Genomic DNA, 23,338 nt, shown 5'->3' with positions numbered 1-23,338 from the left:
CTTTCCCCATTTTTAAGGCAAGCCTAGGCACAATCCGGCGCGACGACAATTGAATTATATTGCCCTCACACGTGAACAAAATTCACGCCATTCAATTTCGCGTTCATGTCTCCGGTCAGGTATTGCGGGTTTGCGACAGACGCGATTTCAACCATTCCGTAAACGCTGTCTGGGCCGGATGCTCGATTTTGGCATAGTCGGTGACGAGGAAATAGGATTTCGGCGACTTGATGCTGAGGTCGAAGGGCCGGATCAATTGGCCGGCCCGCATTGCCTTTCGGCAGGTCAGTTCGTCGCCCATGGCGATTCCCTGCGCGGTGATCGCGGCAGAAAAGACAAGGTTCATATCCGAGAACACGATACCCCTTTCGGAGTCCGGATTATCGACATTCGCGAGCGCGAGCCAGCGCGTCCAATCCTCGAAATCGTCGAGGTGGAGAAGGGGCGCGCGCAATATGTCCTTGGGTTCGGCAAGGCCCCCAAGATTATTGAGCAAAACCGGACTGCAGAGCGGCGTGAATTCGACCTCGCAGAGCAGTTCCACCGAGCGGTTCGGCCAATTGCCGTCGCCGAAAGCGATGAACAAATCGACGCTTGCATCGGTAACGTCATCGAGTTTGCGGGGGGTGAGGATGCGTAGCGCAATGTCCGGATATTTTTCCTGAAATTCAGCGATGTGGGTGCAAAGCCACAAGGACGCAAAGCCGGCCGTGCAACTGACGCACAGCGAACCGCCGGTGCTCGCCGAGCTTTGCCGGCCGCCAGCATCGTCGATCACGATCAGCGCTTTGCGCACGTCATTGGCATATTTGCGCCCGCGAGGCGTCAGCATCACGCCCTTGCCGTCACGCTGCAGCAGTTGAAAGCCGAGATCGCGTTCGAGCAGACGCAATTGATGACTGACCGCGCTGCGAGTCAGGTGCAATTCCTCCGCGGCCCGCCAGACGCTGCCGTGCCGGGCGAAGCTTTCCAATGCACGCAGCGCCTGGGTCGATGGGATGCGCATGAATAGGCCTTGAGGACAAAGAGGTGAATGGAATTTGCACGTTTTGAAAAAACATATCACTTTTTGTCCCGGCTTCCAGATGATTATCTCCCGCCAGCGGGAGAATGTTCATGGTTACGGCATCAGCGACGACGGCACGAGATTTTGTTGACGGGCGCGCCTCTGATCTCTCCACCTGGACCCGTACCATCTTCGATTTCGGCGAAACGGCATGGCGCGAGTATCAGTCAGCCGACTGGTACGTGAGCCGGCTACGTCAGGAAGGGTTCGATGTGGAGGCGGGGTCGGGCGGCATGCCCACCGCTTTCTGCGCCCACTGGACCAACAAGGTCGGGACTAACTCCAGGTCGCCCACGATCGGGATGTATGCCGAGTACGACGCGGTACCCGGCAATTGCCAGGACGCCACCACGCAAAAGCGTCCGCGCCCTGGTCTTGGCGAGCACGCAGGCGGGCATACCGATCCGCATTCGGGCCTTGGAATTTCCGGACTTGGCGGACTTCTTGCAACCAAGGCTGCAATGGAGCGCCACGGCATTGCCGGGACGCTGCGATTTACCGGCGAGCCCGCCGAAAAGGTGCGGGGATCGAAGCCCATCCATGCGGCCAAGGGCTACTATGACGGCCTCGACGGCATGATCTCGTTCCATCCGTTCTACATGCTGCCGATGTGCAATACGGTGCGCTGGGATACGCATTGCGGTGCCGCCTATTCGATGATCTACCGCTTTGTATGCGATCAGCCGGAACGTTGGGGGCTCAGCGATGGCGCGCCTATCCCCCAGTCGCACTCAGCGGTGCGTGCTCCCGGCGCCAATGATGCGCTGATGCTGATGTACTTCTCCTCCAAAGCGCTCCGCGATTCCATGCTGCCGCATCAGGGCGGCTGGTCGATCAGCGAAGCGATCCTGACCGCCGGGCAGGCCACAGCCGACAACCTTCCCGCTGCTCTCGCCGAAATCCAGTACATGATGCGCGTTCCGACGATCGCGATGGCCGAGCAGATCACCGCTGTGCTTGACCGCAATGCCGAGCATGCGGCGGCCATGTCCGGCTGCCGTGTCGAGCGTCACTGGGTTTGCAAGTCGCGGCCGGGGCTTGCCAATCATGCGATGGCGAATATCACGTGGGAGGCGCTCCAGGCGGTCGGCGCCCCCCGCTGGGGCGATGCCGCAAAGGCTATCGCACGCGAGATACAGGCCAATGTCGGCATCGACCCGATCGCCCACCCGTTTATCGACGAGTGCGAGCGGCTGATCGCACCGCAGGAGGCCGAGGCGATCTTGCGGCGCGACTTGCCGCCCTCGCAGCTCAATTCGACGTCGGATGATTACACGGACATGACGTGGCACGCGCCGACGGTCCGCTTCTACGTGGCGCGCCCCGCACTGAAAGCACCGAAAGGCTTTGCCTATCCGGGTTGGGTGATGAATGCGCTAGGCGGCATCCCGGAAACGATCGATCCGATGGTCAATTGCGCTGCGAAAACCGTGGCGCTGACGGCCTTGCGGCTTCTCGAGGACGAGAGCGCCAGAACGCAGGCGAAGGACGAATTCATTGAGCGAACGGGCGGAGGCATTGGCGGATCGAAGTGGGTTGCCCCGCTTTGCGATTATGAACCGCCGATTCGTTTCCGTTGGCCGGAATATGTAACAACGGCGCGCGGGCGCGAATGGTGGATACCAACCGCCGCCTAACGAGGAGAATTGTCATGACACGGCACGAACAGGACCTTGCAAGCGAAAGCTTCACTTTGAAACGCCGCAATTCCAATGGCGGGACCAAGCCGCTTTCAGGCTGGGGATTTCGCAACGAGACCGATCCGCTGACCGACGTTCTCCTCGGCTCGCCGGCGTTCCTGCGGCACATGGCGACAAGCTCCCTGTCGCGCAAGCATTTGCGTGAAGCGCCGTGCAATATTCAGGCGGCGCAGGCGCAGCACAAGGAACTGGTTTCCGCATATGAACATTTCGGCGTCAAGATCCATTGGCACGAGCCGGAACCCGAACTGCCAATGCAGGTCTATTCGCGCGATTCCAGCGTGATGACTCCTTACGGCGCGATCATCACGGCAATGGCCAACTGGTGGCGTCGCGGCGAAAACTATGCGGCGATCCGCACCTATGAACGGCTCGGCATCCCAATCTACGATATGGTGACGGCAGGGACGTTCGAGGGCGGCGATTTCAATGTGATCGAGGAGGGCAGCGTGCTCATCGGCTGCGGCGGCGCACGAACCCAGGAAGAGGGCGCCCGCCAGGTCGAAGAATGGTTCCGCAAGGAAGGCTGGGAAACCCGCCTTGCTTTTATCGACGAATATTACGTCCACATCGACCTTATGGTCGTGCCGATCGCGCCGAAATTGACGGCCGTCTGCCTTGCCTGCACGGAGCCCGGCATCGTCGACTGGCTGAAGGCAAAGGGGCACGAAATCATCGACGTTCCGTTTCAGGATACAATGAACCTCGGCTGCAACTTCATGTCGCTCGGCAACGACCGGGTTATAGCGCCCTCGTCGAGCAAGACGCTCATCGACAAGCTCAAGGCGACAGGATTCGAAGTCGCCTCGGTCGACATGAGTGAAATCTCCAAGACCGGCGGTGGCATCCATTGCATGGCGCAGGCGCTGGTGCGGCAAGCCGCCTGATCAGTAATAGGCGGCGGTCCTGTCGAGAAAATCGTGGAAATGCACGATCACGCCGTTTGCGTCGATGAAGATCACCGCGTAGGCAGGCGGCTCGTGCGTGTTGGCTATGCGGTCTGGCGAAAAATCGAGCGCCGACTGATGGTTGGTGCCGCGCAGGACGCTGACCGGAATGCCGCGCCAGCTTCCCGCGATCGGGCGATGCGCGTGTCCGGCAAAGATGTGCCGGACATTGCCATGCTCGCGCAGCAGCGGGTAGAGCGCTTCAGCTTCGATGATGCCCATGCGGTCGAGCAAGGGCATGTGTATCGGAAACGGCGGATGATGCGAGAACAGGAAGACAGGGCGATCTGACGCTTCGTTCAGACGGTCGCGGAGCCAGGCAAGCCGCGCCTCGTCAAGTCGGCCTTCCGGCCGTCCGGGAAGCAGCGTATCGAGCAGGATGAGGCGCCCCTCGCGCGTATCTTCGATACCTTGTACGAATCCCCCATGCGTTGCGGCCTTGTCGAAGACACGCAGGAAATTGTCGCGGTTATCATGGTTGCCGAGCATCAACCGGTGGGCCGGGACGAGTTCGCGCAAAGCATCCGCCAAAGCCCTGTAAGTGATCTCTTCCCCGGTCTCACTGAGGTCGCCGGTGAATATCACCAGTTCGGCATCGGAATGGTTGCGGTTGATATCCGCGACACATGCCTCGAGCCGGGCCAACGGGTCGAGGCCGCACAGGGTTTCCCCCGGCGTTACCAGGTGGAGGTCGGTTACCTGCAATATCTTCATCGGATTCGCTCGTGTTCGGACCTGGATTTGGCGGTTGCGTTACGGGTGCTGCCGCGCAGGACAAGTTCGGTTGTGAGCCGGTCGTGTGACGGCGGACGGTCGGGTTCCGACTCCCGTTGATCGAGAAGCGCTACCGCATGGGCGGCCATCACGGTGGCATCCTGCCGGAAGGTGGTGAGATTGAAGGAGTCCCATTGCGCTTCGGGAATATCGTCGAAGCCGATCACCGACACATCGCCGGGAATTTTGAGGTTCGTATGATGGGTGATGTAGTCAATGAGCCCGAAAGCAACGAGATCGTTGACGCAGAAAACAGCATCCGGTCGCTTCGCCCCGGAGAACAACTGCTGGGCAGCCTCCTGGCCGCCGGAATAGTTGGAGTTGCTGCCATTGCCGATCATTACCTCGGCGCCGCGCAATTCTCCTTCGTGCCGAAATCCGTGCTCGCGTTCGATGGTGGTCGGCGTGCGCGACATCGCACCGGCGAAGCCCAGCCGTTTTGCACCACCGGCTAGGAAAAACCGGGCGGCTTCGCGTCCCGCGCCCTCATTGTCGATGTTGACGTCGTCGGCTCCCGTTTCTGAACGTCCGAGCACAATGAGCGGTTGACCATTGCGGCGGGCAAGATCAACAAAGGATGAGGGCGGGGAACCGGACAGAATGATCGTCGCCTCGGCACGGTAGCCGAACAGCGTCTTCTGGGCGGCCACGAGTTCTTCTTCGGTATTGCCGGTATTGATGACGATCGGAACGCTGCCGCGCTGAATCAATGCCTTGGTAAGGGCCGCGACAAGGTGGGAGCGATAGCCAAGCTCGGGGTTAGTGACGACAAGGCCGACAAGCCGGCTCTTGCGCGCCAGCAGACCGCGGGCAAGGTCATTGACCTGGTAGCCGAGCGCTTCGGCGGCCTCCATGATTTTTTCGCGTTTCTTGGCGGAAACACTGGCCCCAGGCGTAAAGGCGCGCGACACCGCCGAGCGCGAGACGCCGGCATACTTGGCCACCTGCAGCGCACTGACGAACTGCTTGTCATCCTTCGACGTTTTCTTGTCCTTGGATTTCATTTCTAATGTCCGACCTTGGATAGTACGTCCGCCCGCAAGAATCGCTCCACAACCAGCATGAAGCCTATCGACGGCACGAGCAACAGAAGAGCGGTGATGGATGCAATCTGGTAATTGCCGCCGGCGCCCGCCGTATAGAGCAGCAACGGTAAGGTGTTCACATCCGGCGCGCCGACGAAGTAGCTGCCGGTGAATTCGTCGAGCGATTCCAGAAAAACGAAGATGGCGCTGGCGAGGAGGCCGGGAGCCGCGAGCGGCAATGTCACATCGCGAAACGCGCGCAAAGGGCCGGCGCCGATTGAGCGCGCTGCCTCCTCAAGATCGACGTCAACTGCTGCGAAGGCCGCCGTTGCAATCCATACCGCATAGACCAGCCCATGTGTCACATGGACGAGCACGACGCCGGTTATCGTACCGTTGAGGCCGATCTCATAGAAGAAGCGGGCAATGTTCACATAAACAGGCAGGTTGGGAAACGCCTGCGGTATCAGGAATGCCAACAGGATCAGCCCGCGGAAGGGCAGCTTAAGGCGTGACAGCGCATAGCCCGCCGGGATGGCAAGGACCAGCGATACGAGGACGGTGAGCGATGCGATAAGGATGCTGGTCGCGAGCGAGGACATGGCGTTGCCGCGCGACGAGAATACCCGTTGCCAGAAGCTGAACCCATATTCGAGCGGGAGCATATGCGGGAAATACCATTTTTCGGCGACTGTCCAGAGGACGAGATTGGTAAGGGGGCCGAAGATGATGAAGGCGATGAGGCCGAGAACAACGGCGCGCGGCAGCCACCAGAGATCGAAGCGAGCCGTCATGACCGCTCCTTCACCGAATGACGCAGATAAATGAGGGCAACACCCGCCGTCAGCAACAGTGATATCATCCCGAGCGCATTGGCGACGCCGTAGTCGCCATGGGCATTGATGCGGAAAGCGATATCCGCCGTAAGCATGGTCGGCGACTGGGCGTTTATCATCAAGGGCACCGAAAGCACCGACATCATCGTCACGAATGACAGGATCAGGCCGACGAGCAGTGTGCCGGCAACCTGCGGCAGCACGATTTCTATGAGAATGCGCAAACGCGATGCACCGAGATTGCGCGCCGCCTCGATGGTGCTGCGGTCGAGCGAGGCCATCGCGCCAGCAAGGAGGAGTGTCACGAAAGGCGTCTGCTTCCAGACGAAAGCGATAACGATGCCGCGCCAGTCCAGAAATCCGGTTGTTTGCAGAGGTGTCAGTATGCCGAGACTGACCAGGACATTGTTCATCAACCCGTTCTTGGCGAGAAAGGTGCGCATGACCTGGCCGACGACGATGAACGGGATGAACATGGGCCAGCGATAAAGCCAGCGCAGCACCGCCACGGCGCGTGGATTTTCGCCGAGGGTGAGGTAGCCGCCAATGGCAATGGCAATGATGCCGATGAGGGCCGTCGAAATCGCGACGATGACGAGCGTAAAGATCATGTCGCTCGAATAAAGATCGAAGGATTTGGCGAAATTATCCAGGCCGAACCGGTCGCCGACCTCGAACGCGCCGATGATGGAGGCCGCGAGCGGGACGATGAAAAACAGAAGGATCATCGCCAGAGCGGGCAGGACGAGCAGGAGGGGTAGAAGACGTTTGGGCATGAACTGGTCCGGATGAGGAGTGGCCGCCGGGGGTGCCGGCGGCCCAGTTGCTATCAGTTGGCGACGTTCTTCTCATAGGCTTCGAGGATGGCCTTGTTATAAGGCGCGATCGGGAAGGGCTTGCCCTTGCTGGCCAGGTCATCAGGCGTGATATCGACGAAGAGCTTGTCCCAGCTCGCCTTGTCCAGTTCCGGCTGCACAAATTTCGCGTCGATGCCCGGGTACCAGTTGAAGCGCTTGACGATGCCATCCGCCTGCACTTTCGGGCTGGTTGCCAGTGCAACGAACTTCTCGGCGAGTTCCGTGTTCGGGCTCTTCGCGGGAATGACATAGTGCATGGGCTGGCCCGGCATGCCCGGCGCAGGCAGGATCAGTTTCATTTCCGGCGGAAGCTTGCCGTCCGCTTTCCACGAATAGAACATATCGACCCAGACCGGACCCATGGCAATTTCGCCACGGCTCAGCATGTCAAGTGTCCCGGCATTGCCAGGCGTGAGCGTCGCGTTGGTGGTAAAATCCTTGAGGCTGGCGAAAGCCTTGTCCCACTTTTTGGTTTCGGCTTCCTCGAAGGGTCCGTTCATCAGCTTTGTCGCATCGCCATCGCCGAAAGCATAGATCCAGCCCATGACGAAGCTGACCCCAGAAGCGCCGCCCTTGATGCCGTTATAGCCGAACTGCTTCGGATTTTCCTTGGCCCAGCTTACGAGCTCCTGATAGCTCTTCGGCGGGTTGGGCACGGTGGCCGGATTGTAGGCAATGGCGGTCTGGCTCGAGAACATGGGCATGACATAGCCATCGACATTGGCGCCGAGCGCAAGCTTCGCCTTTTCGCTCGTCACCATCTCACCGGACGGAATCTTGGATTTGTAGGCTTCAAGGTAGCCGTCAGCGACGAGGGGTCCGGCGAATTTTTCGTGGACGACAGCGACGTCCACATCCCACTTGTCTGCGTTGGCTTTCGCCTGCGCGTCGAAGCGCTCGACGATCTTCTGCGAACCGGCATCGCCTGGGCCCGTTCCGACAACGCGCACCTTCGCGCCGGGATTTTCCTTCTCGAAGAGCGGTGCAAGGTAATCATTCACATAATCGACCATGTTCTGGTCGCCCGCGGTCACCACAGTAAGATCCACGGCGGCCGCCGGTGTTGTGGCGAGGCCGAGGATGATCGAAGCTTGAAGAAGATGTTTCATTCCGTAACTCCCTGAGCAAGATTTGGTTATCAACTCTATTCCCTGGCGCACTTCGGTAGGGCGCCAAAACTCCGTGCGAACGCCATCACGCGTTGAAGATGAAGAGCGAACTCTCCGGCACATGTACCCTCACTGTTTCGCCCTGATCGAAGGGCCGGTCGGCGTCGACGAGAATCTCCTGGTTGCCGAGATGCACGGCATGGCGCCAATGTCCGCCGGGATAGGTGACGCTTGCCACCTGGCCGCGCAACTCGAGGGCGCCAGCTGCAGGCGTCGTCTTCTCGCCGTTGCGGACGAGGCTCGCAGCTTCGGCACGGAAACGAAGTTCAACCGGCCCGCTTGTGACGTCCCGACCGCCACGTCCTGTCACGGTCGGTGGGCTCATCGCGCTTTCCATCAGCTCGATATGTTCGCCGCTCACCCTTGCCTGCATTGTCAGAAGGTTTTCGGCGCCCATGAAGGCGGCAACGAAGGGTGAAGCCGGCCTGTTGTAGACGTCTTCCGGCGTTCCCTGCTGTTCGATGCGCCCCGCGTTCATGATGACGATGCGATCGGCCATTACCATGGCCTCTTCCCGATCATGGGTGACATGAATGGCGGTGATGCCGAGCCGCTTCTGCAGCGAGCGAATTTCATGGCGCACTGTCAGCCGGATCCGCGCGTCGAGGTTTGACAAGGGCTCATCGAGGAGCAGGATTTCCGGATCGATCGCCAGGGCCCGGCCAAGCGCCACGCGCTGGCGTTGGCCGCCTGAAAGCTGGCCGGGTTTGCGACTGCCAAGGCCGCCAAGGCCAAGCAGTACCTGCATTTCGGTCACACGCTTTTCTATGTCACCACGCGAGCGCCCCTGCAGCTTCAGTCCGTAGCCGATGTTCTGCGCGACCGTCATGTGCGGCCACAGGGCGTAGGATTGAAAGACGAGGGCCATGCCGCGTTTGTCCGGGGGCAATTGCGTCACGTCGCGTCCGGCGACCGAGACTGCTCCGGCCGAGGGTTTGGCAAAGCCGGCGATTGTTCTTAAGAGTGTCGTCTTCCCGCAGCCGGACGAGCCGAGGAGCGCTACGAATTCGCCCTTGCCGATCGAAAGGTCAAGATCGGTCAGGACGGTTGTCCCGCCATAGCCCACACTGAGATTCTCTACCTTGAGAAAAGCCTGCCCGTTCATTTTCTTCCCCGTATTGCACAGCTGCGCAATTATTTTCCTTGTACTGTCTTTTTATAACAGTCCCGTGACAAGCGAAAAATTCAGTGAAGCGTTTTTCGCCTGCGGGCAGCCATGACGCGGCAGGTTCGTCCAACCCTTCGCAACCTGCGTTAAATCGTAACAATTGCGTGACCGACAGTTGATGGCTCGTCCGCGCCCCGCGAAAAACCCAATTGCCGCCTATAGGTGGGACGTGAAACGAAGTCGTGCACCTTATGAATATTACAAAACTATAATTTGTAATGGGCTGCCGGAGGGGTAGTTCTGACATGTTCGATAGAGTTCGAGAAAGAGAACACGTCATGAAGCGTATAGGCCTTGTGATCGCAATTCCGGTCATGATCGGCGTCGGCTATTTTCTCGCCTATCCCGAACTCTCGCTTCGTGCCTCTGCACCGGACAAGGGCGCAATGCCGACAGGCTCGCTCTCCGCAAGCGGGGGCAATGCACAGGCGCAGACAAAGAAGCGCAATGCGATCGTGCCACTCGTCGTGGTTGCAGAGGCGAAAAAAGAGGACGTTCCGGTTACGAAAACGGTCGTCGGGTCGATCGAGCCCATTGAGACCGTCGCGGTTCGCCCGCAGATTGATGGCGTCGTCGTCGAAAAGCACGTCATCGATGGCCAGATGATCAAAGCCGGCGACGTGCTTTTCAAACTGGACGATCGAGCGCTCAATGCAACGCTTGCCAAGGACCAGTCCTTGCTTGCGAAGGATGAAGCCAGCCTCGTGTCGGCGAAACTCGATCTTTCGGGCGCGCAGGATCTTGCCAAGCAACGTGTGGGTACGGACCAGCAAGCCTATCAGGCGGATGCCGCGGTAAAGGTCATCGAGGCGACGATCGATATGGACAAGGCGCAAATCGCGGCGGATCAGGTCCAACTTTCTTATACGACGATCAAGGCTCCGATCGACGGCCGCGTCGGGGTCGTCAATACCTCCGTCGGCAATCTGGTGCGTACTGCCGATACGACGAACCTTTTGACGATCACCCGCATGGCTCCGCTGCGCGTCGCGTTCACGCTTGCCGAAAGCGATTTGCCGGCGTTGCGGGCGGCGGTCGCCAGTCATCCGGCGTCCGTCAAGATAAAGCTTCCGGGCAGCAATGATGTTATCGCGACCGGGACGCTCAACTTCATCGATTCCAGCGTCGACACCGCCTCCGGCACCATCGTCCTCAAGGCCGATATTGCCAATGAGGATGGTGCGCTTTGGCCTGGGCAATATGTGAAAACCGTTGTCGATCTCAGTCTGCAGAAGGACGCGACGACTGTCCCCCTTATCGCCGTGCAGCAGGGCAATAGCGGCTCATTTGTCTTCCTTGTCCATCCCGACAAGAAAGTGGCTATGCAGAACGTGACGCTCGCCAATACCGTAGGCGAAACCGCTGTCATCGCGTCGGGCATCCAGCCTGGCGATCAGGTCGTGGTTGACGGCCAATTGCACCTCCAGGACGGGGCGACTGTGCAAACGACGACGAAGGAGGCGCAAGCAGCCCCCGTGCCAGACCCTGGCAGTGACAACAAGGCGCTGCCCGTCGAGGCCGCCCAATGAATCTTTCTGCACTCTTCATCCGGCGGCCGATTGCGACGATATTATTATCCGTCGCACTCGCAGCTTCGGGGATATTTGCCTATAAGTTCCTGCCGGTTGCGGCGCTGCCGCAGGTCGATTTTCCCATCGTAACGGTTTCGGCGAAACTGCCTGGTGCATCGCCCGATACGATGGCCAACGCGGTCGCAACGCCGCTCATCAAGCAGTTTTCAACGATCCAGGCCATTTCGACGATCAGTTCGACAAGCACGCTTGGCTCGACCCAGATCACGCTCGAATTCGATCTCAACCGCGACATCGACCAAGCCGCAGCCGATGTCGAAGCGGCGATCGCCAGTACGCTCCGCCGCCTGCCGCCGAATATGACGACCCCGCCGAGCTACCGGAAGACCAATCCCGCCGATGCACCGGTGGTTCTCGTCGCGCTGCAGAGCGACACGATGCAGCTTTCGAAACTCGACGACTACGCCGAGAATGTCATGTCGCCGGCTTTCTCGACGATCAGCGGTGTTGGCGAAGTCCAGGTCCTGGGTACCAAGCAATATGCGGTGCGCGTCGAAGTCGATCCCAATGCGGCCACGGCGCGCGGCATCGGTCTCGACGAATTGACCACCGCGGTGGCGGCTAAAAACTCGATTGCTCCGGTAGGCACCATATCGAGCCCGACGCAGCAAATGGCGATCCAGGCCAATACCCAAGCGGAAAACGCTGATACTTTCCGTCAGATCATCGTTGCCGCGCCCAACGGGAAGATGGTGCGGCTCGGCGATGTTGCGCGCGTCATCGATTCGGTGGCGACGACCCAGACCGAAAGCCGCTATGACGGCAAGCCGTCGCTGGTGCTGGCCGTGTTCCGGCAGCCCGGCGCCAATACAGTAGACGTGGTGGACCGCGTGCGCGAAATCCTGCCGCAGTTCGAAAAGGATCTCGGCCCATCGGCCAGTATCCACATCGTCAACGACCGTTCGGCATCCATCCGCCAGGCCGTCTCCGATGTGCAGTTCACCCTGCTTCTGACGATTGCCCTGGTCATACTGGTGATCTTCGTCTTCTTGCGCCGGCTCTCCGCGACGCTGATACCGGTCGTCGCGGTTCCCCTGTCGCTTATCGCCACGCTCGGGGCGATGTATGTCCTCGGCTTTTCCATCGACAATATTTCGCTTCTGGGTCTGACACTTTCGGTGGGTCTCGTCGTCGACGACGCCATCGTCATGCTTGAAAACATAACCCGGCATATCGAAGAGGGGATGCCCCCATTCGAAGCGGCGCTGAAGGGCAGCGAGGAGATCGGCTTTACCATTATTTCGATCACCACTTCGCTGGTGGCGGTGTTCATTCCCATCCTTTTGATGGGCGGCGTCGTCGGACGCATATTCAATGAATTCGCGGTCGTTGTCACAGTCGCGATCTGCGCCTCGGCTCTCATATCGCTCACGCTGACGCCGATGCTCTGCAGTCATTTGCGCGGCCACCAGAACGAGACGGAAAAGAAGAAGCCACCGCTGACCGAACGCGTATTCGACGCCGTTCAAGGAGGCTATGGACGCCTGCTCGACATTTGCCTGCGTGCCCGTCCAGTCATCCTTGTCGTTTTCCTTCTGACCGTTGTCGCCACCGTCTATCTCTTTTCGACGATCAACAAAGGCTTCCTTCCGACCGAAGACATTGGACAATTATCGATCTCGACGGAAGCACGGCAGGACATCTCCTATGATGCGATGGTGGCACTGCAAAAGCAGGTGGCCAGTGCCGTATCCGGCCGTCCCTATGTTGCCCATGTGGTTTCCAGCGTAGGCGGCGGTTTCAACTCCGCCAGTCTCAATCAGGGGCGGCTGTTCGTGGAGCTGAAGCCGAAGTCCGAACGGATGCCGCTGGAAGAACTCCTGCGTGACCTGCGGCAGACGCTGGCAAAAATTCCGGGCATTACCAGCTATCCCGTCGCGGTGCAGAACCTGCGTATCGGCGGCGTATCCTCGAATGCACAGTATCAATATGTGCTGCAGAGTGTCAGTTCGACGGACCTCTATCCCTGGTCTCAAAAAATGCTGCTTGCCATGCAGCAGGAGCGGCAGACATTCGTGGATGTGTCGAGCAATCTGCAGAACAATGCCCTCCAGGCCAACCTCGTCATCGATCACGACAAGGCACAATTGCTCGGCATCAATTCGGACCAGCTTCGTAATACGCTTTATTACGCGTTCGGCACGAACCAGGCATCGACCATCTTCGCCACAGGCGACAGCTACGAGGTCATCGTCGAGCTTGACCCCGATATTCCGTGGACAGCGGACAAGCTCGACCAGATGCAGATCCGCTCGACCACGACCAACAAGCTCATTCCGCTTTCTGCCTTCGCCCGGGTGGAGCGCACCACGGGTCTCCTTGCAGTCAACCAGCTCGGCCAGCTCCCCGCAGTCACGATCTCGTTCAACCTACCGCAGGGCGTGTCGCTCGGTCAGGCAATACAGGAACTCGACACGCTGAAGACGCAGCTCGGCGTGCCAACGACGATAACCTCCACCTTTACGGGAACGGCCCAGGTGTTCGAGCAATCGCTGGCAAATCAGGGCTTGCTTGTCGGCGCGGCGATTCTGACGATCTACATTGTGCTGGGAATTCTCTACGAGAGCTTCGTTCACCCGCTGACCATCCTGACCGGACTGCCCGCTGCTGCCGCAGGCGCGCTGGCCACACTCGAGCTCTTCGGCTACGACCTCAGCGTCATCGCCATCATCGGCATCCTGATGCTGATCGGTATCGTCAAGAAAAACGCCATCATGATGATCGACTTCGCGCTGGTCCGGCAAAGGGCGGGCGAAACGTCGCTTGATGCCATCCGCGAAGCGTGCCTTGTCCGTTTCCGGCCTATCATGATGACGACGCTTGCTGCATTGATGGGCACAATTCCAATCGCGATCGGTGCAGGCGCAAGTTCCGAGTTGCGTCAGCCGCTCGGTGTCGCGGTCGTCGGCGGCCTCATCGTTTCCCAGATACTTACGCTGTTCATCACGCCGGTGATCTTCCTCTATATGGAAGACCTGTCGCGGCTTCTCGGCAAGGCCGCAAAGCGGCTGTCGCGTAGCGCCCCTGTTGCCGAGGCAGCAGAGTAACGTCCCCGCAACCTGCTCAAAACATAGGCAAATCGCCGCCCTTACGTGTCGAATTTTTGAGCGTAGGCCGATATATATGTCATCGACGAAAGGGCATCGGGTCGTCGGCGGGCGTGAGCCGTTCAAACGAAACCGGCGATTCCTCGATTTTGCCCGGCGCCCCACACCCATCGCGTCAGTTGGCACACAAATTGCTTTAATGGAATCATCCAGCAAGTCGCGCCCAAATCAACGAGACGCTTGCGGCAGGATCACTAGGCAAATTACGTGTGAGAGAACGCAAAATGACAAAATACAAGCTCGAGTACATCTGGCTCGACGGTCACGAACCGGTACAGAATCTTCGCGGCAAGACGCAGATCAAGGAATTCGCGGAATTCCCCACGCTTGAACAGCTTCCTCTCTGGGGCTTCGATGGCAGCTCCACCAATCAGGCCGAAGGCCGCAGCTCGGATTGCGTGTTGAAGCCGGTTGCCGTTTATCCGGATCCGGAGCGCACGAACGGCGTTCTCGTCATGTGCGAAGTCATGATGCCAGATGGCGTCACACCGCACGTTTCCAACAAGCGCGCAACCGTCCTCGACGATGACGGCGCCTGGTTCGGCTTCGAACAGGAATACTTCTTCTACAAAAACGGACGTCCGCTCGGTTTCCCGGAAGCCGGTTACCCGGCGCCGCAAGGTCCGTACTATACCGGCGTTGGCTATAGCAATGTCGGCGACGTCGCCCGCAAGATCGTTGAAGAACATCTCGATGTGTGCCTTGCTGCCGGCATCAATCATGAAGGCATCAACGCCGAAGTCGCCAAGGGCCAGTGGGAATTCCAGATTTTCGGAAAGGGCTCCAGGAAGGCTGCCGACGAAGTCTGGCTTGCACGTTACCTGATGCTGCGCCTGACGGAAAAGTATGGAATCGACATCGAATGGCACTGCAAGCCGCTCGGCGATACGGACTGGAACGGTTCGGGCATGCATGCCAACTTCTCGACCACCTACATGCGCGAAGTCGGCGGCAAGGAGTATTTCGAGGACCTGATGGCAGCATTTGAAGCGGCGCGCGCCGATCACATCGCCGTCTATGGCCCGGACAACCACATGCGCCTGACGGGCAAGCACGAAACGCAGTCGATCCACACGTTCAGCTACGGCATTGCCGACCGTGGTGCCTCGATCCGCGTTCCGCACAGCTTCGTCAACAGCGGCTACCGCGGTTATCTGGAAGATCGCCGTCCGAATTCGCAGGGCAACCCCTACGAGATCGCTTCTCAGATCCTCAAGACGATCGCTTCGGTTCCGGTTGAAATCGAGCAGCGGCTCGCCGCAGCGGAATAAATCCATTGTCACGGCGCGGCGGTTTGCTGCGCCGTGACATTGCTTCAGACTGTTCGATATCCCGAACAAAGTCGATCACATAATGCGCGAAACCGGAGCAAATTGGCTACGGCGCCCCAAGACCCCACTCGGCAACGCCGCTTCGGCGCGTTGACTGAATCGTGATGCGACGAATAAAATCGCATATGGATAGACGCGTGGGTGCGCGCTACGTTAAAACCCAAAGAGGCACTTCCCGGCGATGCGCTGCTCATGCTGGAACGCGTGCTGTTAAACTTTGGGGGGAACTGACGATGACCATCGAAAGGCCGCAACGCCCGCGCACCCATCCGGCGCGATTTCATCAGTGTCAGTTGGCGATTGAGGACGAGGTGATCGAACTCGTCGGCAGGGCGTGCGATGCCGGTTGGCATCGTGACGAAATCCTTTCAGCCATGATGGAAGTCATCGATGACCTCGCGCTTGCACGTCGTGAGGATGTGGCTATTTCGGTCGAAGTGCGGGTCTCCCGGCTCCTTGGGAGAAGCCAAGGGTAAGTTGGCAGGCCGAGGCCGACCCTCCTGCACTGATCAGCCCATTTTGCTGGTGCGCAATGGCAGGCCGGAGGCAACAACCTTCGAATCCGGGTCATTCACGCCAATCTCAGCCAGTTTCGCAATGATCGCATCCCGGATGGGGCCTGCCTGATCCGTTGGTCCGATAATGATGCGGTCGATTAGTTCGGGCAGCTCGATGCCGGTCAAATGGTTGCCCGGGTCATTCTTCAGCGGCAAGGCGTAGACGGGCTGCGGGATTCGGTCGATAACCTCGTGCGTCTTGAAGAGCCGTTTTGAAGGCCAGAGCAAGGGATTGGTCAGAACGCGCCATTCGCGCTCATCACGCAGGCCCGGATGCTTCCAGCAAGTCACTGCGAAAAGCAGCATTAGGAACACGACTTCCGTGAGCGCACCCTTGCTGAGCTTTGCCAGAAAATCCCGGTTCGAAGCGACACGGTGGGCCACAAGTTTGAACTCGTCGTCAAACTGCTTGTTGGTCCAGTAGGTCACCGGGCCGGGATATGCCTGCAGTGCATCGGTCATTTGTATGAATGGCGCGACGTTCACGACGGCGGCAACGGCGACTTCCTCGTCGTCGAAGGCCCGCCACAGCGATAGCCGACCGGTCGAGTGCTCTTCGAGATCGTGCTCGGCAACGGACAAGACATAGGTCTCGTTGCGCAATCGCGGCAGCCACAGCTCGAATTTCTTTACCCCGTCCTGCCAGATGCCGGGCATGCAGAATTCGAGCGTCTGCGCGAGTTGCGCGGTGCGGCTGCTATCGTTCAGCCATTCCTGAACCTTTGCGGCCGCGTATTCCGTGTCACCATCGTCATTCATGCACCTTGCATTTCGAAACCAGACTTGCTGCCTGTCGAGAATGCGGAAGAGGTTTGCTGCGGTCGTATAGTGCACGAAGCGCGAATGTCGTTTGATCGACGCTCGCCCTTCAAAGGCAGTCGGCATAAAAATGCTGAGCATTTTGACGACTACCGGATCCCATTCTTCCATGACTGTTACCGCATCTCTGGATTGGCGAGTCGCCACTCTGCGCCTGCCATTTGTGATCGGCAATGCCTCGCTTTGCCGCGTCCACTTCTACAGGTCCGCGCTTGCGCCAACCTGTTTCCCATGGCGACGATCGACCTGGACTGGAGATGGATTACTGACCGCAGAAGCGGGCTGTCGCCGTTCCTATCGACTGGAATTTGCCGTTGGCGGTGACGACGCTGGCGCAGACTTGAGTCCTCGCGTTCCACCAGTAAGCCGTATTGTCCTGGAAGCTCACGGAGGCGTAGCCACGTGCCGTCATCTGGCTTGCGGCTGACTTGGCGGGCTTGTTAACGAGATCGGCAAGGTCTGTAGGCGCACCACCACCTCCCACTGTCGCGGTTGCCGCCATGCCGGGCGGCAGGGTCGATGCGGGAACTGCGTTCGCATCGTCGCCAGTTGTCGACTGACATCCGGCCATCGCAAATGTCGCTAACAGAATGAGTGCACCTGCACCACGCATGTTCGTCTCTCCCCCATAGACTGCTGCGCCGAGAGTTTGACATGTCTTGGCTCAAAGTGCACCAGCAGATTGTTGGCAGGCGAGGGTGCCGCTCAACCTTGGCTATGCCGGAGCGTGATCTCAACCGCCGGTCCGTTGCGAATGGTCTGGTACACCACGCAATAGCGTTCGGTGAGCTTCAGCAATTGATCCAGCTTGTCTTGCGGCGCATCGGTGTCGAGATCGAAGACGAGACGGATTTGCTTGAAGCCGACAGGCGCGTCCCTTTCGACACCGAGCGTGCCACGGAAGTCGAGGTCGCCTTCTGCCGCGACACTGCCGGATTTCAAGGGAATTTCAAGAGCCGTGGCCACGGCCTTGAGAGTTACGCCGGCGCAGGCCACGAGGGCTTCAAGCAACATGTCGCCTGAGCAAAGCTCCATGCCGCTGCCGCCAGTGGCCGTGTGCAGCCCCGCGACGGCGAGCGCCCGCCCTGTTTCCACCTTGCAGGCTATGTTCTGGTCGTCGATGCTCCCTTGCGCTTTAAGCGTGATGAAAGCGTCCTCGGGGTTTGCGCGGTAGCGATCCTTGATGGGCGCCTGGATTGCGCGCAGTTGAGCAGCATCCATGATTGGTCTCCCTGGTTCGGATGTCTCAACATAGCATAGTTGCGAAAGACGGCAGTGCGGCCGTCTTTCGCCCTTTACTACTGACAGCCTAACTCGCCTTCGGCTTCACGTTCTGGTTCATCCGGAAGAGGTTCTGCGGGTCGTAGCGGTGTTTGATGGCGGCGAGGCGCTTGTAGTTGCTGCCATAAGCTTCCTCGACACGGTCAACTTCATCGCCGGGCATGAAGTTGATATAGGCCGTTCCAGTCGCATGCGGCCTCATGGCGTCATAGAGGCCACGCGCCCATCCGATACACGCTTTGTCCATTTCCGGTGTTTGCCAGCGCGCATGGACGTTCATCACGAAGTGCGAGTTGCGTTGCGGAAACGCCGTTGCCTCAAGGGGGACGCGGCCAGCGGCTCCGCCAACATGGGCGGTGAAGATCTCACACTCGGGACCCGGAAGATTTCGTATGGCTTCGGTCAAGACTTTGATCGAGGCATCCGACAGTTCGGCAAGGTCGTGGCTCTTCCAATAGTTGCGCGCGCCTGGCGCAAGCAGTGGATCGAAAGCCTGTTGCCAACCGGCAAAGGGCACCGGGCCGACGACATCGGCAATCGGCTTGCCGATCGAGCGCAGCCGCTTTGTCGCCTGTTCTCCCTCTTGCACTGCGCCGCAATAGCACATGGCGAGTATAAGCACCTCCTTGCCGTGCCATTCGGAGGAAAGAAACGGCAACGGGGGCGCCTGCCGCATGACTGTCCAGCAGGTGAGTTCGTCTGGCGCCGTTTCGAGCGCGGCCCGGTATTCCTTGAGGACGGCTTCGGCATCGGCGAAAGGATGCACGACGAGTCCGGCGAGGACGTCGGGTCCGACCTTGTTCAATTGAAACTCGAAGGCGGTAACGATGCCGAAGTTTCCGCCGCCGCCACGCAGGGCCCAGAAAAGGTCGGGGTGCTCGGCCTCGCTCGCATGCACAAGTTCGCCATCAGCGGTTACGACGTCGGCTGAAAGGAGATTGTCGATAGTCAGGCCGAACTTGCGGGTGATCCAGCCAAAACCGCCGCCGAGTGTCAGCCCGGCAATACCGGTGGTGGAGTTGATGCCGGTGGGAACAGCCAGTCCGAAGGCCTGGGTTTCTCGATCGACATCGGCTAATGTGGCGCCCGGTTCGATTCGCGCAAGCTTCGCCGCAGCATCGACCTGCACGGATTTCATCTGCGACAGGTCAATCACCACGCCGCCGTCGCAAACGGCGCTGCCGGCTATGTTGTGCCCGCCGCCGCGGACGGAAACGAGTAAACCGTCCCCCCGCGCAAAACGCACCGCATTGACGACGTCGTTTGCATCGGCACATCGAATGATGAGGCCGGGCCTCCGGTCGATCATGCCATTCCAGATCGACCGCGCTTCGTCATAGGAAGCGTGCTTTTCGCCAATAAGGCTCCCGCGCATTTGCGCGGCGAGCGCTTCGACTGCACTGGCACTGATATTTTTCTTGCCGGATTCCAGGGTAGATAAGCCCAAATCGTTCATGATCAGTCCTCCGTTGGGCGGGAAGCGCATTCCTGCCCTTCGATGCGGAGTTTGATCCCCCATCGGCATTACCGCAAGTTCTGGAACTGTACTGGTCGCCCGGTGCTGGCGCCCCCTTGTGCCGGGCGTTCCTTATAGAATCCTTATACGTCTGCGGCTGACGCCGTCTCGAATTCCTATTTCGTAAAGAGTCATACTCCGCGCCGTCAGGAGAGCTCCGGCAATAGTTGCCGGGGCCGTCGCTGATTGAGATTTTATAACCTTATCCATGGGTTGACTGCTTTGATCGGGTCCATGGATAGCAAGGAGTATCTGCGATGGATTTGATCTTTCTCGGGGTCGGCGTGGTGCTGATCGTCCTCTCGCTGGCTTATACCAAAGCCTGCGACAGTCTTTGACTGGAGGAGCGCGAGATGACCCTCGACTATATTCTCGGCGGCGCGGTGACCCTCTTCCTGCTCGCCTATCTCACCTACGCCCTCGTTCGCCCAGAGCGCTTCTGAGGCTTGGAAAGCTGAATTCATGACTATCAACGGATGGATACAGATTCTCGTCTTTTGCGGGATCATCATTGTGCTCGTCAAACCGCTCGGCGGTTACATGACGCGCGTTTTTAGCGGCGAGCGAACACTGCTATCGCCTGTCCTGGTGCCTATTGAGCGAGGCCTTTACCGCCTCGCCGGCACGAATGAGCGCGAGGAGCAGCACTGGCTGACCTATGCGGTCGCGCTTCTGCTCTTCAATATTGCCGGTTTCGCCCTGCTTTATGCCTTGCAGCGCCTGCAGGGCGTGTTGCCGCTCAACCCCGCCGGCATGGGCGCAACGGAACCGGGGCTCGCTTTCAACACCGCAGTCAGCTTCGTCACAAATACCAATTGGCAGAACTATGGCGGCGAGAGCACGATGTCCTATCTCGTGCAGATGGCCGGCTTTACCGTGCAGAACTTCGTTTCGGCTGCCACCGGCATCGCTATCGCCATCGCGCTGATCCGCGGCTTTGCTCGTGCGTCCGGCAAAACCGTCGGCAATTTCTGGGTCGATATGACGCGCAGCACGCTCTACGTGCTCCTGCCGATCTGCGTGGTGCTGACGCTGGTTTACGTCTATCTCGGCGTGCCCCAGACCCTTGGAAGCTATATCGACGCGACGACGCTCGAAGGCGCGAAGCAGACGATTGCGGTCGGACCTGTTGCGACGCAGCTTGCCATCAAGATGCTCGGCACCAATGGCGGCGGGTTCTTCAACGTCAATTCCGCGCACCCCTTCGAAAACCCCGATGCCATCTCTAACCTCATCCAGATGGTGACCATCTTTGCCATCGGCGCGGCGCTCACCAATGTGTTCGGCCGTATGGTCGGCAATCAGCGGCAGGGCTGGGCGATCTTCGCAGCGATGGGCGTTCTTTTCCTCGTCGGCGTCGTCATTTGCTACTGGGGCGAAGCCGCCGGCAACCCGCTCGTTCACGCGCTCGGCATCGACGGCGGCAACATGGAAGGCAAGGAGGCGCGGTTCGGCATCGTCCTTTCGGCGCTCTTTGCCGTGATAACGACGGCCGCTTCCTGCGGCGCGGTCAATGCGATGCACGACAGCTTCATGGCGATCAGCGGCATGGTGCCGCTCATCAACATGATGCTTGGCGAAGTTGTCATCGGCGGCGTCGGCGCCGGGCTTTACGGCATCCTGCTCTACGTCATAATCGCCGTCTTCATTGCCGGCCTGATGGTTGGACGCACGCCGGAATATCTCGGCAAGAAGATCGAGGCCAAGGAAGTCAAGATGGCGATGCTCGCCGTACTGTGCCTGCCGCTCGCCATGCTCGGCTTCACCGCCGCCGCCAGCGTCCTGCCTTCGGCCGTCGCCTCGGTCGCAAATGCCGGTCCGCACGGGTTTTCCGAGATCCTCTATGCCTATACCTCGGCGGCCGCCAACAACGGCTCGGCTTTCGGCGGTCTCACCGGCAATACGCCCTGGTACAACGTCACGCTTGGCATCGGCATGTGGGTCGGACGCTTCTTTGTCATCATTCCCGCATTGGCGATCGCAGGTTCGCTCGTGACGAAGAAGACGGTTCCTGAATCCGCCGGAACGTTCCCGACGCACAGCCCGCTTTTCGTTGGGCTCCTGGTCGGAGTCATCCTGATCGTCGGAGGTCTCACCTTCTTTCCGGCACTCGCCGTTGGCCCGATCGTCGAACACCTCGCCCTCGGCCTTGGCCAGACGTTCTGATGGAGCCCGCCATGCGTCACGGTTACTTGCAATTCAACCCGCAGACCCGCGCCAAGAAATTGGCGCGGGGTGCTGCCAAGCGCGTGCGCGCCTCGGACATCATTCTCGGCATGACGCTGATGACGATGCTGATCTGGCTCGCTGCATATGCCCTCATTCATCTTCACAGCTGGAGTCACTCATGAGCCAGTCCAAATCTCCGAGTCTCATCGACTCGTCCGTCCTGCTGCCGGCCATCGGCGGCGCCTTCAAGAAGCTCGACCCGCGCAGCCTTGCCCGCAACCCGGTGATGTTCGTTGTTGCCGTCGTCTCGGCTTTGACCACGGTTCTCTTTCTTAAAGATCTTGCATCGGGCAGCGAAAGCCTCGGCTTCACCTTCCAGATCATCCTCTGGCTCTGGTTCACGGTGCTCTTTGCCAATTTTGCCGAGGCCGTCGCGGAAGGGCGCGGCAAGGCGCAGGCGGATTCGCTCCGCAAGGCCCGGACCGAAACCCAGGCCAAGCTACTTTCGAGCGAAAAGGACACCAAGTTCAAATTGGTGCCCGGCACGAGCCTTAAAGTCGGCGATCTCGTCCTCGTCGAGGCTGGCGATATCATACCTTCCGACGGCGAAGTCATCGAGGGGGTCGCCTCGGTGAACGAATCTGCGATCACCGGCGAGTCGGCCCCGGTCATCCGCGAGTCCGGCGGCGACCGTTCCGCCGTCACCGGCGGCACGCAGGTGCTGTCGGACTGGCTGAGGGTGCGCATTACCGCTGCGGCCGGCTCGACCTTTCTCGACCGGATGATCGCGCTTGTCGAAGGCGCCGAACGCCAGAAGACCCCGAACGAGATCGCGCTCAATATCCTTCTTGCCGGCATGACGCTGATCTTCGTCCTCGCAACTGCGACCATACCGAGCTTTGCCTCCTATGCCGGCGGCGCCATTCCGGTGGTGGTGCTTGTCGCGCTGTTCGTGACGCTCATACCAACGACGATCGGCGCGTTGCTTTCGGCCATCGGTATTGCCGGCATGGACCGCCTTGTCCGCTTCAACGTCCTCGCCATGTCGGGGCGTGCTGTCGAGGCGGCGGGCGACGTCGATACGCTGCTCCTGGACAAGACCGGCACCATTACCTTCGGCAACCGGCAGGCAACCGAACTGCTCCCGGTCAAGGGCGTGTCCGAAGAAGAACTTGCCGACGCCGCGCAACTCGCATCGCTTGCAGACGAGACGCCCGAAGGCCGCTCGATCGTCATCCTCGCCAAGGAAAAATACGGTATCCGCGCCCGCGACATGCAGACCTTGCACGCCGACTTCGTGCCGTTCACGGCGCAAAGCCGCATGAGCGGCGTCGATATCGACGGCTCCTCGATCCGCAAGGGTGCAGTTGATGCCGTGCTCGCCTATGTCGACCAGTCGACCGTAGCTTCAGTTGCAGCTGTCG

The 23,338-nt window shown here is 59.6% G+C and carries 21 protein-coding genes; 10 read left to right on the top strand and 11 right to left on the bottom strand.

Translation table 11 applies throughout. The features are described 5' to 3' along the window. Window positions 1-115: 115 nt before the first annotated feature. Complete coding sequence (locus tag BLR72_RS18360) at window positions 116-1,006, bottom strand: LysR substrate-binding domain-containing protein (RefSeq protein ID WP_027232079.1); 891 nt, start codon at window positions 1,004-1,006, stop codon at window positions 116-118. Between the two features lie 110 nt (window positions 1,007-1,116). Between BLR72_RS18360 and BLR72_RS18355 the strand changes: the two genes are divergently transcribed. Both BLR72_RS18355 and BLR72_RS18350 read left to right on the top strand, forming a co-directional pair. Continuing rightward, window positions 1,117-2,703, top strand: coding sequence for a zinc-binding metallopeptidase family protein (locus BLR72_RS18355; RefSeq protein WP_091950897.1), 1,587 nt, complete (start codon window positions 1,117-1,119; stop codon window positions 2,701-2,703). A 14-nt stretch (window positions 2,704-2,717) separates the two neighbouring features. After that, on the top strand, window positions 2,718-3,653 hold the full coding sequence (locus BLR72_RS18350; protein ID WP_091950895.1) for a dimethylarginine dimethylaminohydrolase family protein: 936 nt from the start codon (window positions 2,718-2,720) through the stop codon (window positions 3,651-3,653). Here BLR72_RS18350 and BLR72_RS18345 read toward each other — a convergent pair whose 3' ends face one another. The 6 genes from BLR72_RS18345 to BLR72_RS18320 form a co-directional block, all read right to left on the bottom strand. Further along, a complete protein-coding gene (locus BLR72_RS18345; RefSeq protein ID WP_091950893.1) occupies window positions 3,654-4,427 on the bottom strand; it encodes a phosphodiesterase in 774 nt (257 codons plus the stop codon). After that, window positions 4,424-5,491 carry a LacI family DNA-binding transcriptional regulator gene (locus BLR72_RS18340; RefSeq protein ID WP_091950892.1) on the bottom strand — a complete coding sequence of 356 codons (1,068 nt, stop codon included), beginning with the start codon at window positions 5,489-5,491 and terminating at the stop codon, window positions 4,424-4,426. Before BLR72_RS18340 ends, BLR72_RS18345 begins: the two co-directional genes overlap by 4 nt. Before the next feature lie 2 nt (window positions 5,492-5,493). Beyond that, the gene (locus BLR72_RS18335) at window positions 5,494-6,306 is read right to left on the bottom strand and encodes an ABC transporter permease (protein ID WP_091950890.1); all 813 of its coding nucleotides are present in this window, start codon (window positions 6,304-6,306) and stop codon (window positions 5,494-5,496) included. After that, complete coding sequence (locus tag BLR72_RS18330; RefSeq protein WP_091950888.1) at window positions 6,303-7,124, bottom strand: ABC transporter permease; 822 nt, start codon at window positions 7,122-7,124, stop codon at window positions 6,303-6,305. Before BLR72_RS18330 ends, BLR72_RS18335 begins: the two co-directional genes overlap by 4 nt. 53 nt (window positions 7,125-7,177) lie before the next feature. Beyond that, on the bottom strand, window positions 7,178-8,314 hold the full coding sequence (locus tag BLR72_RS18325) for an ABC transporter substrate-binding protein (protein WP_091950886.1): 1,137 nt from the start codon (window positions 8,312-8,314) through the stop codon (window positions 7,178-7,180). 85 nt (window positions 8,315-8,399) lie between these two features. Next, the gene (locus tag BLR72_RS18320) at window positions 8,400-9,479 is read right to left on the bottom strand and encodes an ABC transporter ATP-binding protein (RefSeq protein ID WP_091950885.1); all 1,080 of its coding nucleotides are present in this window, start codon (window positions 9,477-9,479) and stop codon (window positions 8,400-8,402) included. A 341-nt stretch (window positions 9,480-9,820) separates the two neighbouring features. On the opposite strand from BLR72_RS18320, the gene BLR72_RS18315 reads away from it, so the two are divergent. The 4 genes from BLR72_RS18315 to BLR72_RS18300 all read left to right on the top strand — a co-directional run bounded on the left by BLR72_RS18315 (window position 9,821) and on the right by BLR72_RS18300 (window position 16,048). Beyond that, window positions 9,821-11,071, top strand: coding sequence for an efflux RND transporter periplasmic adaptor subunit (locus tag BLR72_RS18315; RefSeq protein ID WP_175492404.1), 1,251 nt, complete (start codon window positions 9,821-9,823; stop codon window positions 11,069-11,071). Continuing rightward, a complete protein-coding gene (locus tag BLR72_RS18310) occupies window positions 11,068-14,181 on the top strand; it encodes an efflux RND transporter permease subunit (protein WP_091950881.1) in 3,114 nt (1,037 codons plus the stop codon). The genes BLR72_RS18315 and BLR72_RS18310 overlap by 4 nt, the downstream gene beginning before the upstream one ends. A gap of 284 nt (window positions 14,182-14,465) precedes the next feature. After that, the gene (locus BLR72_RS18305) at window positions 14,466-15,512 is read left to right on the top strand and encodes a glutamine synthetase beta-grasp domain-containing protein (RefSeq protein WP_091950879.1); all 1,047 of its coding nucleotides are present in this window, start codon (window positions 14,466-14,468) and stop codon (window positions 15,510-15,512) included. A gap of 293 nt (window positions 15,513-15,805) precedes the next feature. Continuing rightward, the gene (locus BLR72_RS18300) at window positions 15,806-16,048 is read left to right on the top strand and encodes a hypothetical protein (protein ID WP_036814624.1); all 243 of its coding nucleotides are present in this window, start codon (window positions 15,806-15,808) and stop codon (window positions 16,046-16,048) included. 33 nt (window positions 16,049-16,081) lie between these two features. On the opposite strand, the gene BLR72_RS18295 is transcribed toward BLR72_RS18300, so the two are convergent. The 4 genes from BLR72_RS18295 to BLR72_RS18280 form a co-directional block, all read right to left on the bottom strand. After that, complete coding sequence (locus BLR72_RS18295) at window positions 16,082-17,059, bottom strand: hypothetical protein (RefSeq protein ID WP_091950878.1); 978 nt, start codon at window positions 17,057-17,059, stop codon at window positions 16,082-16,084. Between the two features lie 151 nt (window positions 17,060-17,210). Next, window positions 17,211-17,561 (bottom strand): hypothetical protein, encoded by a 351-nt coding sequence (locus tag BLR72_RS18290; RefSeq protein ID WP_091950876.1) that lies wholly within the window; start codon window positions 17,559-17,561, stop codon window positions 17,211-17,213. 92 nt (window positions 17,562-17,653) lie between these two features. Beyond that, window positions 17,654-18,169 (bottom strand): OsmC family protein, encoded by a 516-nt coding sequence (locus BLR72_RS18285; protein WP_091950874.1) that lies wholly within the window; start codon window positions 18,167-18,169, stop codon window positions 17,654-17,656. Between the two features lie 88 nt (window positions 18,170-18,257). Further along, complete coding sequence (locus tag BLR72_RS18280; protein ID WP_091950872.1) at window positions 18,258-19,685, bottom strand: FAD-binding oxidoreductase; 1,428 nt, start codon at window positions 19,683-19,685, stop codon at window positions 18,258-18,260. A gap of 413 nt (window positions 19,686-20,098) precedes the next feature. Here BLR72_RS18280 and BLR72_RS18275 point away from each other — a divergent pair, with 413 nt between their 5' ends. The 4 genes from BLR72_RS18275 to kdpB all read left to right on the top strand — a co-directional run. Further along, window positions 20,099-20,188 carry a K(+)-transporting ATPase subunit F gene (locus BLR72_RS18275; RefSeq protein ID WP_081815899.1) on the top strand — a complete coding sequence of 30 codons (90 nt, stop codon included), beginning with the start codon at window positions 20,099-20,101 and terminating at the stop codon, window positions 20,186-20,188. A gap of 19 nt (window positions 20,189-20,207) precedes the next feature. Continuing rightward, window positions 20,208-21,911: a potassium-transporting ATPase subunit KdpA gene (kdpA, locus tag BLR72_RS18270; RefSeq protein WP_091950870.1), complete on the top strand. Its 1,704-nt coding sequence runs from the start codon at window positions 20,208-20,210 to the stop codon at window positions 21,909-21,911. 11 nt (window positions 21,912-21,922) lie between these two features. Beyond that, entirely contained in the window at window positions 21,923-22,096 is a 174-nt protein-coding gene (locus BLR72_RS22550) for a hypothetical protein (protein ID WP_175492403.1), read from the top strand. After that, on the top strand, window positions 22,093-23,338 hold a 1,246-nt coding region (kdpB, locus tag BLR72_RS18260; protein WP_139202555.1), incomplete at its 3' end, for a potassium-transporting ATPase subunit KdpB. The genes BLR72_RS22550 and kdpB, both read left to right, overlap by 4 nt.

It is taken from the genome of Phyllobacterium sp. YR620, from assembly GCF_900104165.1.
Taxonomy (GTDB): Bacteria; Pseudomonadota; Alphaproteobacteria; order Rhizobiales; family Rhizobiaceae; genus Phyllobacterium; species Phyllobacterium pellucidum.
Note: the sequence above shows the minus strand (reverse complement) of the source record. Positions and strands in the feature narration are given on the sequence as shown.